This window comes from Pseudoalteromonas sp. BSi20439 (assembly GCF_000241165.1).
GTDB lineage: Bacteria > Pseudomonadota > Gammaproteobacteria > Enterobacterales > Alteromonadaceae > Pseudoalteromonas.
Genome location: NZ_BADW01000006.1, coordinates 26,291 through 43,165, shown reverse-complemented (window position 1 = coordinate 43,165; position 16,875 = coordinate 26,291). Strand labels below are relative to the sequence as shown.

At 41.2% G+C, this 16,875-nt stretch carries 13 protein-coding genes; 5 read left to right on the top strand and 8 right to left on the bottom strand.

Annotated elements, in window-relative coordinates:
• Positions 1-89: 89 nt before the first annotated feature.
• Positions 90-1,691 (bottom strand): isocitrate lyase, encoded by a 1,602-nt coding sequence (locus P20439_RS00545; protein ID WP_008110760.1) that lies wholly within the window; start codon positions 1,689-1,691, stop codon positions 90-92.
• 238 nt (positions 1,692-1,929) lie between these two features.
• On the opposite strand from P20439_RS00545, the gene P20439_RS00540 reads away from it, so the two are divergent.
• Positions 1,930-4,107 (top strand): malate synthase G, encoded by a 2,178-nt coding sequence (locus tag P20439_RS00540; RefSeq protein ID WP_008110761.1) that lies wholly within the window; start codon positions 1,930-1,932, stop codon positions 4,105-4,107.
• Between the two features lie 90 nt (positions 4,108-4,197).
• Here P20439_RS00540 and P20439_RS00535 read toward each other — a convergent pair whose 3' ends face one another.
• The 4 genes from P20439_RS00535 to P20439_RS00520 form a co-directional block, all read right to left on the bottom strand.
• Positions 4,198-4,923 carry a YebC/PmpR family DNA-binding transcriptional regulator gene (locus tag P20439_RS00535; protein ID WP_008463928.1) on the bottom strand — a complete coding sequence of 242 codons (726 nt, stop codon included), beginning with the start codon at positions 4,921-4,923 and terminating at the stop codon, positions 4,198-4,200.
• Positions 4,924-5,342: 419 nt separating this feature from the next.
• Entirely contained in the window at positions 5,343-5,960 is a 618-nt protein-coding gene (locus tag P20439_RS00530; protein WP_008110763.1) for an HAD family hydrolase, read from the bottom strand.
• 238 nt (positions 5,961-6,198) lie between these two features.
• Complete coding sequence (locus P20439_RS00525) at positions 6,199-6,693, bottom strand: DUF6702 family protein (RefSeq protein ID WP_008110764.1); 495 nt, start codon at positions 6,691-6,693, stop codon at positions 6,199-6,201.
• A 2-nt stretch (positions 6,694-6,695) separates the two neighbouring features.
• A complete protein-coding gene (locus tag P20439_RS00520) occupies positions 6,696-9,140 on the bottom strand; it encodes a M1 family metallopeptidase (protein ID WP_008110765.1) in 2,445 nt (814 codons plus the stop codon).
• Positions 9,141-9,555: 415 nt separating this feature from the next.
• On the opposite strand from P20439_RS00520, the gene P20439_RS00515 reads away from it, so the two are divergent.
• The 4 genes from P20439_RS00515 (at position 9,556) to P20439_RS00500 (ending at position 15,419) form a co-directional block, all read left to right on the top strand.
• Positions 9,556-9,792 (top strand): hypothetical protein, encoded by a 237-nt coding sequence (locus tag P20439_RS00515; protein ID WP_008110766.1) that lies wholly within the window; start codon positions 9,556-9,558, stop codon positions 9,790-9,792.
• A gap of 66 nt (positions 9,793-9,858) precedes the next feature.
• Positions 9,859-11,106, top strand: coding sequence for an exonuclease SbcCD subunit D C-terminal domain-containing protein (locus P20439_RS00510; RefSeq protein WP_008110768.1), 1,248 nt, complete (start codon positions 9,859-9,861; stop codon positions 11,104-11,106).
• Positions 11,103-14,753 (top strand): SbcC/MukB-like Walker B domain-containing protein, encoded by a 3,651-nt coding sequence (locus P20439_RS00505; RefSeq protein WP_008110770.1) that lies wholly within the window; start codon positions 11,103-11,105, stop codon positions 14,751-14,753. The genes P20439_RS00510 and P20439_RS00505 overlap by 4 nt, the downstream gene beginning before the upstream one ends.
• A 9-nt stretch (positions 14,754-14,762) precedes the next feature.
• A complete protein-coding gene (locus P20439_RS00500) occupies positions 14,763-15,419 on the top strand; it encodes a class I SAM-dependent methyltransferase (protein WP_008463925.1) in 657 nt (218 codons plus the stop codon).
• Between the two features lie 101 nt (positions 15,420-15,520).
• Here the strand turns inward: P20439_RS00500 and P20439_RS00495 are convergent, their stop codons facing one another.
• The 3 genes from P20439_RS00495 to P20439_RS00485 form a co-directional block, all read right to left on the bottom strand.
• Complete coding sequence (locus tag P20439_RS00495; protein ID WP_007377377.1) at positions 15,521-15,730, bottom strand: cold-shock protein; 210 nt, start codon at positions 15,728-15,730, stop codon at positions 15,521-15,523.
• Positions 15,731-15,914: 184 nt separating this feature from the next.
• Complete coding sequence (locus P20439_RS00490; RefSeq protein ID WP_008463923.1) at positions 15,915-16,124, bottom strand: cold-shock protein; 210 nt, start codon at positions 16,122-16,124, stop codon at positions 15,915-15,917.
• Positions 16,125-16,402: 278 nt separating this feature from the next.
• On the bottom strand, positions 16,403-16,855 hold the full coding sequence (locus tag P20439_RS00485; protein ID WP_008110775.1) for an Lrp/AsnC family transcriptional regulator: 453 nt from the start codon (positions 16,853-16,855) through the stop codon (positions 16,403-16,405).
• Between the last annotated feature and the right edge of the window lie 20 nt (positions 16,856-16,875).

The following is a 16,875-nucleotide window of genomic DNA, read 5'->3' as shown; positions in this document are numbered from 1 at the left end:
GCTAGTAAAATACTGATCTATTAAATTTTGCCTTTATGCAGGCATAAAAAAAGGGCCTTGCGGCCCTTAAGTAACACTATCTAGTTGAATTAAAATTGGTTCATGGTGTTAGCTTCACCACCGGCTTTAAGTGCATTCTCACCAGAGAAGTACTCTTTGTGCGTATCGCCAATGTTTGAGCCTGCAAGGTCTTGGTGCTTAACTGACGCTTGCTCACGACGGATTTCTTGACGTTGTACGTCACGTACATAAGCCAGCATACCTAAGTCACCGAAGTAACCTTCAGATAGAATATCTGTGCTTAGTGCCGCTGTATGGTACGTTGGCAATGTGATTAGGTGATGGAAAATACCAGCTTCACGTGCGCCATCGCGTTGGAAGTTTTGTACTAATAAGTCTGCAGCTGCAGCAAGCTCTGTTGCATCCATTTCTGGAGCCATAAGCGCTTTGTTATCATCAATACTTGGGTAAGCGCTAAGGTCACGACCTGCTTCTTGCCACTCTTGGTATACTTGCTCACGGAACTTAAGCGTCCAGTTGAACGACGGTGAGTTGTTGTATACTAATTTAGCATCTGGAACTTGTTCTTTAACGCGATTTACCAGCTCTGCAATTTGTTTTACGTGTGGTTTTTCTGTTTCAATCCACAGTAAATCAGCGCCTGACTGTAAGCTAGTTACACAATCTAGTACTACGCGGTCTTTCTCAGTGCCTTCGCGGAACTGGTATAAACCGTTATCTAGGCGTGTAGGCTTACAAAGTTGGCCATTAAGCTTCATTGCCGTTTCGCCTTCATTTAAATCTTCAACGCTGTTTACCGGTGTTGTTTCTAAAAATGCATTGTATTGGCTTGCTAAGTCACCTGGTTTTTGTGAAACCGGTACTTTTTGCGTTAGGCTTGCACCTAGTGAATCGGTACGTGCAACGATAATGCCGTTATCAATACCTAGCTCTAGGAACGCGTAACGTACTGCGTTAATTTTAGCTAAAAAGTCTTCATGAGGAACGGTAACTTTACCTGCTTGGTGACCACATTGCTTAGCATCTGATACTTGGTTTTCGATTTGGATAGCACAAGCACCCGCTTCAATCATCTTTTTAGCAAGTAGGTAAGTCGCTTCTTCGTTACCAAAACCGGCATCAATATCAGCAATGATTGGCACAACGTGCGTTTCAAAGTTATCAATTTTATTAAGCACGGCTTGAACGTCGCCGCCGTTTGCTTTTGCATCGTCTAGCTCATTGAATAAATGGTCAAGTTCACGTGCATCAGCTTGCTTTAAGAAAGTGTAGATTTCTTCGATAAGTGCTGGTACTGATGTTTTTTCGTGCATACTTTGATCTGGAAGTGGGCCAAACTCAGAGCGAAGCGCTGCAACCATCCAGCCACTTAGGTATACGTAGCTGCGTTTAGTTGTTTTTTGGTGACGCTTAATTGCCATCATCATTTGTTGCGCAGTAAAACCATGCCAACAACCTAAAGACTGCGTGTACTGGCTTGTGTCTTTGTCGTATGCCGCCATGTCTTCACGCATAATGTCAGCAGTAAATTGTGCAATATCAACACCAGAGCGAAAACGGTTTTGTAAACGCATGCGAGTTGCGTATTCAGGATTAATAGTTTTCCATGCACTGCCTTGTGATTGGCATAGTGTTGCTAGTGTATCTGTTTCGCCTTGATATGTTGTCATAATAAAGTCCTTCGAACGGGTATTAATATTTATTGTTGAGAGAGTGACTACATCGCGTTAGCTCTGTAGCGCTTAATTAAACATTAGGCTTATTTTTTAGATTTAGTAAATTTATAGTTGTTATTGCGGCTATACATATAGTGAATGGTTAAAAAGCACTCAAAGCGACTTTTTTGCGATATGGTAAGTGTACGCATATAAAAAATGCACTCTGACGGACCGTTTAAGGATTTTAATTATGAGCCACACTCTCACCCACTCTGGACTCAGCGTTGATAAGCAACTAGCTGAATTTGTTAAAAAACAACTATTACCTGGTACCCATCTAGACGAACACCAGTTTTGGAAAAGCTTTGCTCATATAGTGCAAACACTTACTCCGCTGAACAAGTCGCTACTCGCTAAACGTGAACAATTACAAAAGCAGATTGATGACTACCATGTTGCTAATAAAAACGGTGATCAAGCCCAGTACCAAGCGTTTTTAAAAGACATTGGCTATTTAGTTGATGAACCTGAAGACTTTAATATTGAAACCCAGAATGTAGAGCCAGAAATAGCATTGACTGCAGGGCCACAGTTAGTGGTACCGGTTAGTAATGCCCGTTTTGCTTTAAATGCTGCTAATGCACGTTGGGGTTCACTTTACGATGCACTATACGGCACAGACGTACTCAGTGAAGACGATGGTGCAGAGAAAGGGACTCAATACAATCCAGTGCGCGGCTTTAAAGTAATGGCTTACGCCAGACAGTTTTTAGATAAAGCGCTACCGCTTGAAAATGGCTCGCACATCGAAAGCACTAATTATTCAATTGTGGATGGCGCACTTGCTATTACATTACGCGACAGCTCGCACACTGCGCTTAAAAACCCTGAACAACTCGTTGGCTATCAAGGTGAGGCACAAAACCCAAGTGTTATTTTACTTAAAAACAATGGATTACATGTTGAGCTGCAAATAGATCATCACCACCCTATTGGCCAAGCTGATAAAGCAGGGCTAAAAGATGTGGTACTTGAAGCGGCGCTGACCACTATTATGGACTGTGAAGACTCCGTTGCTGCAGTGGATGCCGAAGATAAAGTGCAAGTGTACAAAAACTGGTTAGGCTTAATGCAAGGTAACTTAGTTGAAACGTTTAGAAAAGGCGACAAAATGGTCGACCGTACGTTACAAGCCGATCGCCAATACACAGGTCTTGATGGCCAAAAACTGACCCTAAAAGGGCGCAGTATGATGTTTGTGCGTAACGTTGGGCATTTAATGACAAACCCTGCCATTACCGATGTAAGTGGTAATGATGTGTTTGAAGGCATCATGGATGCCATGTTCACCGCAACAGCCGCACTGCACGATTTAAACACTAAAAATGCCATTCAAAACTCAACTGCACAAAGTATTAATATTGTAAAACCAAAAATGCATGGCCCTGATGAAGTGGCATTTGCTAACACTTTATTTGGTATGGTTGAAGAGGCACTAAGCTTGCCGAAAAACACCCTTAAAATGGGCATTATGGACGAGGAGCGTCGTACTTCTGCTAACCTAAAAGCCTGTATTCATGCAGCTAAAGAGCGCGTTGTATTTATTAACACCGGCTTTTTAGACCGCACCGGTGATGAAATACACACCTCTATGCAAGCGGGTGTGGTACTGCCTAAAGCGGCTATTAAAGCACAGCCTTGGATCAGCGCTTATGAAGATCGTAACGTCGATATTGGCCTAGCCTGTGGCTTAAGCCACAAAGCACAAATTGGTAAAGGTATGTGGGCAATGCCCGATAAAATGGCGATGATGATGGAGCAAAAAGTTGCCCACCCTCAGTCAGGTGCAAATACGGCTTGGGTGCCCTCTCCTACTGCCGCTACATTACACGCAATGCACTATCATGATGTTGATGTATTTAGCCTGCAGCAAAGCATTGCCACGCGCCAAATAGCAAGCCTAGAAAGCTTGCTAACACCACCGCTAATGACAACCCCAGAAACACTATCAAAAGAAGATATTCAAAGTGAGCTTGAGAACAACGCGCAAGGCATTTTAGGTTACGTAGTACGCTGGATTGACCAAGGAATAGGCTGTTCTAAAGTGCCTGACATTAACCATATTGGCTTAATGGAAGATAGAGCGACCTTACGTATTTCAAGTCAGCATATCGCCAACTGGCTGCATCACGGCGTGTGCAGTAAAGAGCAAGTGCAAAATGTAATGGCAAAAATGGCTAAGGTTGTTGATGGCCAAAATGAGCATGATAGCCTTTACAGCCCTATGGCTACTAATGAGCAAACACTGGCTAAAAGTGTTGCTTATCAAGCCGCTATGGCACTAGTATTTGAAGGCGTTAGCCAACCTAGCGGTTATACTGAGCCGCTACTGCACAGCTACCGCTTAAAATATAAAGCACAGCACTAACTTAAAACTTAACCTAAAAACAAAAAATCAGCTTTACTAAGCTGATTTTTTATAACTCTAGTGAATAATCACTATTCAAATCACTACGAATTAATTTTTAATGGTCGCGTTGTGATAAACATTTTGTACGTCATCGCAATCTTCAAGCATATTGATAAGTTTATCAAAGTTGGCAATCACTTCTTCATCAGTAATTTCAACATGCACTTGTGGTACAAAGGTAATCTCATCAATTTCAAAGTTAATGCCTTCAAATGCTTCTTCTAATGCCGTTTTAGCTTTAAAGTACTCAGTATGCGGTGCAAACACCGACACCTTGCCATCTTCGGCTTCTACATCAGTAACATCAACATCAGCCATCATCAGGGCTTCTAACACCACTTCATCGTCGTCGCCTGCAAACCCTAAAACAGCGAGGTGATCAAACATATGAGCAACACAACCAGGTGTGCCTATTTTTGAATCTGTTTTAGTAAACGGTAAGCGCACATCTTTAATTGTACGATTAGGGTTGTCAGTTAAACAGTCAACAATCACCATACAATTACCCGGGCCGTAACCTTCGTAACGAGCGGTTGAGTAATCTTCCCCTGCCCCACCGGCTGCTTTTTCAATTGCTTTTTCGATTACGTGCGCGGGAACTTGGTCTTTTTTGGCTTTTTCAATTAAGCGTCGCAATGTTTGATTTACATCCGGGTCGGGTTCACCACTTTTGGCTGCAACGTAAATTTCTTTACCATACTTCGAATTTACTTTAGTTTTTGCGTTGGCTGTTTTAGCCATCGAACTTTTGCGGACTTCAAATGCTCTGCCCATCTTGTGCCTCTATTGAATACGTTCTGTTTTCGATATTTTACCAATTCAAAGCGTATTGGGCTAGTGGTTCAACATGCTATGCTAAGTAAAAGCAGCTGGGTATTAATTTAAATAATACCCGTTATGCTATTAGCGAAATGAAATACAGTGCAATTTAACATAATTAGGGTCTGTTAACCTTTGCGGATTGCTATTTGTTCAAACTAGGGGCTATTTAATCGCGGCGCAAGGTTTGTAACCTAGTGGACTAAGTCAAAACCGAGCAACAAAGAGTAAATCGCCCCTAGGCAGAACCCGAAGGGCAGCGCCTGTTTGGCATTGCTGCTGCGTTATCGCCTATTTATGGGGAGTAACCACACCACATAGGCTCTGCCTTGCCTAAATACCAAACAGACTGCTGCAAATACAACCTTGAAAGGTCAACAGACCCCAATCTTTTCAGCGTAACTTTCAACTAACGACACTAACTCATCAAACGCATGAATCACAAAGTCGGCTTGTTCGGCATACGCGGGGGTCACATCAGGTGCATACAAACAGGCTCGCATTTTTGCATTATGGGCCGCTTGTATATCATATAAATAATCACCAACGTAAATAACATTATCAACGGGCATTGACCAATGGCTTGCAATAGTTAATAAAGCACTTGGATCGGGTTTAGCCGGTGCGTCTGTTCGGGTGAGTACCATTTCAATTGGCAACGGATTGTGTTGCAACTTTAGTGTGGCCGCTTTATCAAAATTACGGGTCACAATAGCCATGGGGATATTTTTAGCTTGCAGAGCGTTGACAGCTGCAACAACGCCGGGTAAAAACGTCGCCGTTTGCGCGTCGAGTAGCTCATGCTGATGAACTATATTCATTGCTTCTTCACGCATGTAGGGCGAGGGCAATTGCTCTATATATTCAAGTAGGTCTAGCTCTGCAGGACAACCTACTTGGGCTTTTATTAATGAAAAGTTTAATTCTGATGATACTAAGGTTCCGTCTAAATCAAAAATAACACCTTTGATTGCCTCAATTTGCGTTTTCATTTCATTCCTTGCGCTAAATAATTAGCTCATTTTGCTGGGTTTGCTTTACATAAAAGAGTATATCAATAAACGTATTGGAAAGAGCTCAGTCCATTGCACTCCCAGTATAGCTCATTTGATAACACAATAGCTTGGGTTTGAATAATATCTGTTGTAATGGTTTTACGATGAAGTAAATTAACTCGATCAGCTAATCTTTGGTAAAAAAGTGCGCACCTTATAAAAGATGCGCGGTGGGTTAGTTAGTTTCAAATCGCGCTTCAAGCCATGTATCGTCTTGGCTAAAGTTTAACGTTTTAACTTGTCCTCGCCCTTCAACATTTACCATATTGACTTGCGCAGGCCATAAATCGCGAAGTGCGCCATTACTCATTCTAACGCCTTCAATCTCATCGGGGATCGTTGCTTCTTGGTATACCCAAAAGAACTTACCATCCACTTGTGCACCCACATAATTAAGCGTAAGTGGCTCACCCACTAAGGTTTGCAAAGCAACATGAGACTCAACATATTTAGCAAAGCGTTTTTGGTCACGCTTGTTATTTATGATATCCACTTTGCCTTTAAATAAGTTGCCAACAGCATGCTCTGTGTCATGTAAGTAAAAACGATGCATCAATTCAATATTGTGCGTGCGCTGATTAAATAACACCGTGGTAACGGATGATTTTAATTGATGCGCCATACTCGGCGCAGCAATTAAAAAACAAGCAATAATAAGCAAAAAGCGCATTATTATTGGTCCTCGCCGTTATTTTTTTCGTCTTTTGGCTCGTCTTTTTTCAGCTCAGTTTTAATATCTTGCATGATATCACGGCTTACTTTTGCCTTACTCTTTTCACGTTTGTACACTTCAATACGTGAAGGAATAATACGACGTGGGTAGTGATTATTTTCTACATTCACATCCGCTGTTTCCCAACCTGGATCAACCGTTACTGAGGTGAGCGGTTTGTTTTTGTCGGTAATAATCAGCTTTTGTACATTTTTGTGGTTACGACGCCAAATTTCTGCGGGAATGTAACGCTCTTCTTTAGTACCATCTTCATAAGTTAGCTCTAAAAGAATCGGCATCACTAGACCGCCCAAGTTTGAAAACTCCATAACATAGTAGTTTTTGTCTTCTTCTAGCGCGCGATCGAGTGTTTTACGCTCCCACGGTTTTAAGCCTTTTAAAAACTTGTTGTACGCATTACGTTCTTTATTGGTAACCGTAAAGCGATCGTTTTCGTCATAAAAATCGGTTACATCTGGATTTTTCTCAACCCAGGTTTTTTTACCTTCAGCACGATTACGCTCAACAAATAATGAGCTTGGCTTATTCGCTTCAATGTCACGTAAACGTTTAAAGTCGATATCAGGGTTTTTGGTGTCTAACCGTAATTGATATACTTTATCAAGCGAGATATCAACATGGTCTGTGGTGTAAAACCAACCACGCCAGAACCAATCTAAATCAACGCCTGACGCTTCTTCCATAGTACGGAAAAAATCAGCTGGAGTAGGGCGCTTATATTTCCAGCGCTGTGCATACTCTTTAAACGCAAAATCAAATAATTCACGACCTAAAATAACTTCACGTAAAATATTTAATGCTGCAGCTGGTTTAGTGTAGGCATTAGGGCCTAAACGAAGCACACTGTCTGATTGCGTCATAATAGGCACTTGAGTTTCAGACTTCATGTACGCCACAATATCACGTGGCTCAACACCCCAAGGAATGGTTGGATCCCATTCACGCCCAGCAACACCATCTAAAAAGCTATTTAAACCTTCATCCATCCAGGTCCATTGGCGCTCATCTGAGTTTACAATCATAGGGAAATAAATATGCCCCACTTCGTGGATAACAACCCCGATTAAAAAGCGCTTTTCTGCTTGAGAATAAGTACGCGTGCCATCGTCTTGTAAATCTGTACGTGGACCATTAAAAGTGATCATTGGGTATTCCATACCCCCTACAGGACCATTGACTGACTGTGCAGTTGGGTACGGGTAATCAAATGAGTATTTTGAATATACTTCCATGGTATGTACCACAGATTCAGTTGAATATTTCTTCCATAAATCGCCACCTTCTTTAGGGAAAAACGACATAGCCATAACCAGTGGTTGCTCATTCCCCCCTTGTTGGTAACCTTTAGCATCCCACATAAATTTACGTGACGACGCCCATGCAAAATCACGAACGTTTTCAGCTTTAAAATGCCACGTTTTTGTTTTGTCTGTACCGGCTTTTTCGTTTTCGAGTGCTTCTTCTTCAGTAACTACAAATACCGGGCGCTTTGCTGTTTCAGCTTCTTTTAAACGCATGCGTTGAGTACTGGTTAAAACTGAGCTTGGGTTATCAAGCTTACCGGTTGCCGATACAATATGATCCGCTGGAACTGTAATTTCAACGTTGTAGTCGCCAAATTCCAAGGTGAATTCACCGCTACCTAGAAATGGCTTGTTGGTCCATGCTTCGTAATCAGTATACGCAGCTAAACGAGGGAACCACTGTGCCACTAGGAAAATATCGTTACCGTCTTCTTCAAAGTGCTCATAACCTGCACGTGCACCAACCGCATCTTCTTCAACCAAGTTAAACGCGAAGTCCATGCTAAACTCAACATCTTTACCCGGTTTAAGTGGCGTGTTTAAGTCTATACGCATTAAAGTATCAACAACCGTTACGCGAAGCGCTTTACCATCTTCATCTTTAACATTGCTAATGGTGTAACCCAGCTCATTGTCGTTCATAAACTGCTGACGACGTAAATCACCTAAGCTTAATTTAGCAGGCTTGGCATCCGGTTCGTTTTGTAGGGTACTTTTAAAAGTTTGCGTGGTTTCTGCAATCGAGTCATTTTTAAAAATGTTTTGATCAAGCTGTAGCCATAAATATTTAAGCGTATGCGGTGAGTTATTTTTATATTCAATTGTTTGACTCCCCGTTAAACGACGCTTTTGCTCATCAAGCTTTACATCAATATCGTAATCAACGCGTTGTTGCCAGTAATTTTCTGCCGGTGCACCTGCGGCACTTCGGTAAACATTAGGGGTAGGCAAAGCTTCATCTAGTTGACGAAACTTATCAACATAGCTGCCTTTAGTTTGTTCAACAGATGAGGCCATCACAGAGCTCGCCATTGCCAAAGGCAATACAAACGCACTCAATGTAAATAAACTTTTCTTCATTGTTAATCCTGATCGATTTTAGTGACGCTACTGTGACAAATTTACAGCTAAGCTTCAATAAAATAGCGATAAAACCCTGCTTTTATAGGGTGATATTCCCCATCTTTATGTAAATACTATTTATAGTGTTTCATACCATAAAAAAGAACGGACATTTCGTCAGAAATTTAATAAAAAACAAAAGCAATTAATACGCTAAACAAAACTGTAAAGGGGGTTTACATATCACTAAAAGTAGAGATAAAACGAAAAAACACAGCTATTTTCATTAAAAATACTAAATAACACAGTTTTAGGTTGATCTTTACTATGGTTTGTAATTAGAATCGCCCACTTTTTTAATTTGAGGGTACTTTTTTAGTGTTTCTCTCAAATATTTTTTGTTCTAACTAGTCGTATTAAGTGTGGTGAGTTTATGGATTTTTATGTCCTAAAAAAGCAGCAAAAACTAATTGCAATACCAGCAGACGTGCAAAATTGTAAGCAGTATATTAACTCAGGCTACCTGTATATTGATAAAGTGGCTGCTTGTAATGAAACTAATGCACTGGAAGTATTACATGCTAAAAAAGCGAAAGCATTAAAGTGGCCTTTAACAATCGCCCTTGCTGCTTTACCCGTTATTTTTATTGCTTGGTATATTTTAACCTAAAGCGATACTTGCATCTTTAATTGCCTTGGGTATATTGGCGCTCTTATGGTTTTTTAAGAGCGCAAAATGAAAGTTCTTCACACTTCAGACTGGCACTTAGGTCAGCAATTTTATGAACATGATCGCCGTCATGAACACCATGCTTTTTTCTCTTGGTTATTAACCACCCTCGTTAGCCAACAAATCGACTTATTACTGGTCGCTGGCGATATTTATCACACTGCCACCCCCAGCGCTAGTGCAGAAAACCAACTCTATCAATTTATAAAGAATGCCAAAGCACAGTGCCCACAATTACACGTGGTCATAATTGCCGGCAATCATGACTCCGCTAATCGTATTTTGGCCGCACAGCCCTTATTAGCTCAGTTTGATACCCATGTTGTAGGCCGCTTTGATCCCGCCAACCCCAATGACGTGGTAATAACAATTAATAACAACGACAAACACGCTGTGGTACTCGCTATGCCATTTTTACGCACCAGCGACGTAAGTGCACTAAGCCAGAGTGAAGAGGGCCCTAGTTACCCACAAGGCGTTGCTAAAGCTTATCAACTGGCACTTGAACATGCGTTAAGGCTTAACGCTGAAAATACGCCTTTAATTGTGATGGGTCACTTGCATGCCAAGGGTGGAAATATTTCTGGTGACTCTGAGCGTAACTTAGTTATTGGCGGTGAAGAAGCCATTTCAGCGTCAGTATTTGGTAAGCATGCCAATTACGTAGCGCTAGGGCATTTACACAAAGCGCAGTTAGTGGCTAAAAATGAGCACATTCGCTACAGCGGTACACCTATTCCAATGTCGTTTTCAGAAAGGAAATATACCCATCAAGTCAATGTGGTTGAGTTTAACGTACAAAAAGACCAACCGCTAAGCACCACTGTAAACCCCCTTTACATTCCTAGGCTCGCTGAAGTAATTGTATTACCCGAGGGGGAGTGCGTCCCTTTAGGCAAGCTATGCGAGCAAATAAAAGCACTCGATACACAACAATACGAAATAGCGCCATACTTACGAGTAAAGCTAAAATCCAGTGATATCGATACCACTTTTCGTGAACAAATTGAACAAGCACTAAAAGACAAGCAGGTTAACTTTTGTGGTATAGAGCGAGTACGCGATCAGCAAGTGAATAATTCCTCAGAAACGGTATTTGAGGATTTAAGCTTTGTAGAAATGCTCAACCCAATTAATTTGCTAGAACAAGCCTTTAATAACGACAAAGATATGGCCGGAGAAACCGTACCCAGTGAATTAAAAGCACTATTAACCGACGTTATTGATGAACTTGAACAGGAGCAGCTACTATGAAAATAACCGCCGTACGTATTCATAACTTAGCCTCCATTGCTGATGCCGAAATCGACTTTTTAGCATCACCACTCAAAGACGCAGGTTTATTTGCTATTACAGGTGACACTGGCGCAGGTAAAAGCACCGTACTTGATGCCATTTGTTTAGCTCTTTATACGAAAACTGCCCGTTTAAAAGGCGATAAAGGCAACCTAATTGATTTTAACGGCGATAACATAAAGCTTAACGATGCCCGTAATTTATTGCGCCGTGGAAAATGGGAAGGCTATGCGGAAGTAGACTTTAGCGGCCAAGATCAACAACTTTATAGAGCACGCTACAGCATTCAACGAACGCATAAAAAAGTAACCGGCAAACTAAAAGTAGCCGAGCATACTTTGCATAGCTTACCTGATGAAACCTTAATCGCCGACAAAAGCACCACCATAAAAGCCATTGAAAATAAAATAGGCCTCACTTTTGAGCAGTTCTCCCGTGCAGTGCTACTAGCACAACACGAGTTTGCCGCATTTTTAAAAGCCACTGGCGATGAACGCGCACAACTTTTAGAGTGCCTTACAGGCACCGATAAATTTAGTCGAATAGGCCAGCGTATATTTGAGCGTAATAAAGCAGTAAAAGATAAATTTGAATTACTAACAGCCAGCTTAGCCAGTTACACGTTATTGTCTGATGAAGAACTCAGTGAGAAAAAACACACTCTTGATGAACTTAAAAAACAAACTGAACACACAAAAACAACGTTGGCCAACACAGAGCAAGGTGTTAACTGGTACAAGCAAGCACACAGTTTAGAGCAAGCATTAACAGCCGCTCAACAAAACGAGCAACAAGCAAGTGATGCACTTGATGCGGTTAAAGTGCAAACTGAGCAAGCCAAACAAGCACAAAGTGCGCTTGAAATTAAAGATAATCGCCAGCGTTTTAAAAGCTTAACGGTGCAAAACAGCCAGTTAAATTCACAAATTAAAGAATTAAACGCGCTAGATCATGCCGCGCTTATTAACGAGCAAGCAAGTAAGGTTAAAAAACAACAAAGCGAACTAGCAACAGCAAAACAACAACAACAAACGGCTGAGCCACTGATTACAAAGGCACGTGAACTCGACAGTCAATTAGCTATTTTTACGCAAAGCATTACAAGCCTGACACAACAAAAAACTAAAGAGCAGCAGCAATTAAGCGAGTTACAACAGCAGTTACAACAAAATAATCTCAGTGTGGAGCAGGCAACAACACAAAGCGCCCACCATAAGAAATGGTTACAAGAGAACAATCAACTTAAGTCATTGGCCACTGATTGGAACTATTTTAATCACAGCTTTAAGCAGTTTTTTAATACTACAACGCAATTAAAAACACTCGAGCAACAAAAGCAAGCAACTACTTTGCAGCTAAGCACACTCGCTACCAAGCTTAATGAGCAAAATAAACAGCTTGAACATGCAGAGCAAGTGCTAAGCACTGAAAAACAAAACCTAAATAAACTCACCCAACAGCAAGAGCAATTTAGTATTGAGCAGTGCGATAATCAGCTTAAAAACATCGATTATTTAAAAGAGCAGCGAGCGCGTTATAAGCAATTTAATCAAGAGCTAAAGCACACTGCACAGCAACAAAGCAATGTGGCAGAAAAGCTAACTCAGAGTGAGCAAACTAACACTACATTGCTCGCGCAATTAAGCAGTAAAGAGCAAGCACTGAAACACGCCGAACAATCGCTTAATCAAGCACGCTTGCGCGCGAGTGAACATGTTGAACACTTACGCGCACAACTCCTGCCTAATGAGGCATGTGCGGTTTGTGGAGCCACTGAGCATCCTTTTGCAAACAATCAAAGCCAACCTTTTAATAACTTAATAACCGACTTTGAAAATACTTATACTGGCGCTAAACAACAGCACTTAGATGCACAAACCCAGCTACATCAACATCAAACACAGCATGCGGTTTTAGTCGCAGAGCATAAGCAGCATAGCCAAGCGATTGCTGATGCCCAAGCCAAAATGTTAGACATTAAAAATACCATGCAAGCGGCTAAAACAGATCTTAATGACTTGAACGTTGAGCAACTTGATGACACCCATAAACAATTAAGCGTGCAAAAAACGCAGTACTTTGCTGCGCAAAAACAAAAAGATCTGTTACAAGAAGCGGTTAACCAACTGCAAAACACGGTTAAAAAAGAACAGACTGCGCAGCAACAATTAAATACCCAGCATGTTGAACTGAATAATCAGCTCACCATGCTTAATAATAAGCACCAGGAATTGCACAGCCAACGCGAAGCACTTATAAGTGAGCTGAATTCTCACTTTGAAAACAGTCAATTTTGGCAAGCATTACAAACCGGCGCGTTAACGCTAAGCGAGTTAGGTGAGCAAGTAGAGCAGTATCAACATCAGCAACTACAACTTGAACACACTCAAAAGCAATTAGACAGCGCCAATTTACAGCTGCAGCAGCTAACCCCGCTTATGACCAAAGCTGAGCAGCAAGTTAGCACGCTCAACGACGATTTAACTCAGGCACAGCAGCAACACAATAATACTCAGCAACAGCGCTTAGCGTTATTTGATAACCAAACGATCAGCGCTGATGACTATCAGGCTCAGCTGAATAGGCAAGTAGAGCAGTGTCAGGGTGAATTAAATCAGAGTCAACGGGCACACGATAGCGCCATAAAACAGCGCGATGAGCAGGCTATTACACTTAAAAACCTTGAGCAGCGCTTCGCCGATAACAGCCAGGAGCTAACCACACTTGAAATACGCTATAATGCTTGGTTTGAAGAATTTAGCGCGCTGTATGCTGATATAAGCCATCAGCAAATCGAGGTGCTACTGGCCATAAGTAATGACGATATTAAAGAGCAGCTAAAGCATAGCGAGCAGTTATCTCAAGCATTAGTTGATGCCCGAGCCGCGCTAAAACAACAGCAACAAGCCAATGATCAGCATCAGCAAAATAATAAGCCAGCACACAACGAAGCACAGTTAATTGAGCAACAAGCTGAATTAACTGCGCAGCAAACACAATTACAAAATACCTTACTTACGATTAATACCGCCATCGAGCAGCACAACCAAAATGCAAAAGCCCTTGAGGGCAAGCAGGCTGAGCTAAGCAAACTTAAACAACAAGTAGAACAATGGCATTTACTTAATAAAGTGCTCGGTGATGCAACCGGCAAAACAATGCGTAATTTAGCGCAAACACAAACACTAAAAATATTGCTACATTATGCTAATAGCCATTTAAAAACGCTGAATAAGCGTTACGAACTCACAGCAATAGCTGACTCACTTGATATAGCGATTATTGACCGCGATATGGCCGATGAACAACGTTCTGTAAACACACTCTCTGGGGGAGAATCGTTTTTAGTATCGTTGGCACTTGCATTAGGGCTGGCCTCTCTATCCTCAAACAAAGTGCAAATTAACTCGTTATTTGTTGACGAAGGCTTTGGTACACTAGATAGTGAAACACTTAGTATTGCAATGGACGCGCTAGATTCACTGCAAGCGCAAGGTAGAAAGGTCGGTGTGATTTCACATGTAAGTGAAATGAGCGAACGCGTTGCAACGCAAATTCATGTCGCTAAAAAACCGGGTGGATACTCCACCATAAACGTAATTTAAGGAGACAGTATGCCCACTTTTACAGGCGAAGAAGCACAAGAGTATGATAACCGTATTACCCGTTTAGTCCCTGGTTACGAGCTATTACATCAACTAACCAACGCACAGCTAAGCGCTACGTTAACTGATAACGCCCATATTTTAGTGGTAGGCGCGGGCACAGGTAAAGAAATCGCAGCGCTGGCGAATATTAATTCTACATGGCAGTTTACCGCTCAAGATACCTCGGCCGACATGTTAGCCATTGCTAAGCAACGCTTTATAGAGCAAGGTATTGATAGCCGTGTCACTATTGAATGTAGCCCAGTTGATAAAATAAAAGCGAAAGCCGACGTGGTATTATGTTTATTGGTGATGCATTTTGTAGAAGATAACGGCGACAAAAAACAAATTCTTAAAAGCATTAAAGCTAACCTTAAAAAAGGAGCGAATCTTTATATTGCTGATTTAATGCGCCCAGAAACAACATTTGAACGTGAGTCACAATTAAACACCTGTGCTCAATTAGGCCTAACTGAAGCAGGCAAAACTCAAATGGGGCATAACCTCGAAAGAGAGTTTTACCCCCTAGATCGTATGCGCTTTAGTGAACTACTGAATGAATGTGGATTTGGTATTCCAAAGCTTTATTTTAAAGCACTTGGCTTTAGCGGTTACGTTGTATAAATTTTTGTCAAAAAAAAGCTAATATCATAATGATATTAGCTTTATTGCTTAACACTAGTTTAAGCGGAGTGAGTGCGCTTTAAAGCCCACTCCCTCTATAATTAGATGCAAACGATGTTTTCAGCTTGCGGGCCTTTTTGACCTTGAGTAACAGTAAACTGTACACGTTGGCCTTCAGCTAGCGTTTTAAAACCGTCGCCAGAGATAGCACTGAAATGTGCGAAAACGTCTGCGCCAGATTCTTGCTCGATAAAACCAAAACCTTTTGCTTCGTTAAACCATTTTACTGAACCAGTAGTTGTATTAGACATAATATGTATCCTAAAAATTAATTAAAGTGTGTCTGAAAAGAGGCGATTGAGCCGAAAAAATAGTTAACTTGAGGATATCGCGTAGGATTATTACTAAAACAACTCGGTACTAACAAATAAAACAAAACTTCTTTCAAACTTATAAATATTGATGGGTTAACACTAACCCATCAATTAAAACTATTTAGATGCAAACGATGTTTTCAGCTTGCGGGCCTTTTTGACCTTGCGTTACAGTAAACTGTACTTTTTGGCCTTCGGCTAATGTTTTGAAACCGTCGCCAGAGATAGCACTGAAATGTGCGAAAACGTCTGCGCCAGATTCTTGCTCAATAAAACCAAAACCTTTTGCTTCATTGAAAAATTTTACTGTACCAGTAGTTGTATTAGACATAATAATATCCTAAAAAAATAAATAAAAAATTGCCCTAAAATAGGCGTTTAACAGGAAGAAAACAAACATTTAACTTGAGGATATCGCGAAGGATTATTACTAATAACAACGTGGTACTTACAAATAAACTGGGCTTTCTATCAACCCGATGGCGAGCAGAATAACAGTAATACACTTTATAACAAGCTTTATTTACACTTTATTTTTATAAATAACTGCAAAGCCACTCGCCACAGGCTTTGCAGCGTCATCGTCGCGATTTTTAATTCGGTAATCATTTAAAAATGCAAATTACGCGCTCTTACAATATCTTTCATCACAATGGTTGAGGTTAAACGTTGTACACCTGGTAAGGCTGATAGCTTGTCATCATAAAGTTGCTGAAACGCAGCTAAATCTTTAGTAACGACGTGTAATAAGTAATCTGGGGTACCAAATAAACGTTGCGCATTGGTGATCTGAGGAATAGCATCCACCGCTTGCTCTAATTTGCTTAACGACGCTTTATCACCCTCTTTGATAGTAATAAATACGAGTGCAGAAAAGTTTAAACCCACTTTCTCCGGTGAAATCTCGGTGCGGTAACCGACAATTGCTTTGCTTTTCTCAAGCTCTTTAACACGGCGGTGACAGGGCGACACGCTTAGCCCAACACGATCAGCCAATTCAGAGAGGGTGAGCCTGCCATCAACTTGTAGCTGCGCAAGAATTTTCCTATCTATGGTATCCATAGCTAATTATTTCCTAAAAT

Excerpts from the sequence above, each read along its gene's own strand:
- P20439_RS00545 (WP_008110760.1), bottom strand. The coding sequence starts at position 1,691 with ATGACAACATATCAAGGCGAAACAGATACACTAGCAACACTATGCCAA.
- P20439_RS00540 (WP_008110761.1), top strand. The coding sequence starts at position 1,930 with ATGAGCCACACTCTCACCCACTCTGGACTCAGCGTTGATAAGCAACTA.
- P20439_RS00535 (WP_008463928.1), bottom strand. The coding sequence starts at position 4,923 with ATGGGCAGAGCATTTGAAGTCCGCAAAAGTTCGATGGCTAAAACAGCC.
- P20439_RS00530 (WP_008110763.1), bottom strand. The coding sequence starts at position 5,960 with ATGAAAACGCAAATTGAGGCAATCAAAGGTGTTATTTTTGATTTAGAC.
- P20439_RS00525 (WP_008110764.1), bottom strand. The coding sequence starts at position 6,693 with ATGCGCTTTTTGCTTATTATTGCTTGTTTTTTAATTGCTGCGCCGAGT.
- P20439_RS00520 (WP_008110765.1), bottom strand. The coding sequence starts at position 9,140 with ATGAAGAAAAGTTTATTTACATTGAGTGCGTTTGTATTGCCTTTGGCA.
- P20439_RS00515 (WP_008110766.1), top strand. The coding sequence starts at position 9,556 with ATGGATTTTTATGTCCTAAAAAAGCAGCAAAAACTAATTGCAATACCA.
- P20439_RS00510 (WP_008110768.1), top strand. The coding sequence starts at position 9,859 with ATGAAAGTTCTTCACACTTCAGACTGGCACTTAGGTCAGCAATTTTAT.
- P20439_RS00505 (WP_008110770.1), top strand. The coding sequence starts at position 11,103 with ATGAAAATAACCGCCGTACGTATTCATAACTTAGCCTCCATTGCTGAT.
- P20439_RS00500 (WP_008463925.1), top strand. The coding sequence starts at position 14,763 with ATGCCCACTTTTACAGGCGAAGAAGCACAAGAGTATGATAACCGTATT.
- P20439_RS00495 (WP_007377377.1), bottom strand. The coding sequence starts at position 15,730 with ATGTCTAATACAACTACTGGTTCAGTAAAATGGTTTAACGAAGCAAAA.
- P20439_RS00490 (WP_008463923.1), bottom strand. The coding sequence starts at position 16,124 with ATGTCTAATACAACTACTGGTACAGTAAAATTTTTCAATGAAGCAAAA.
- P20439_RS00485 (WP_008110775.1), bottom strand. The coding sequence starts at position 16,855 with ATGGATACCATAGATAGGAAAATTCTTGCGCAGCTACAAGTTGATGGC.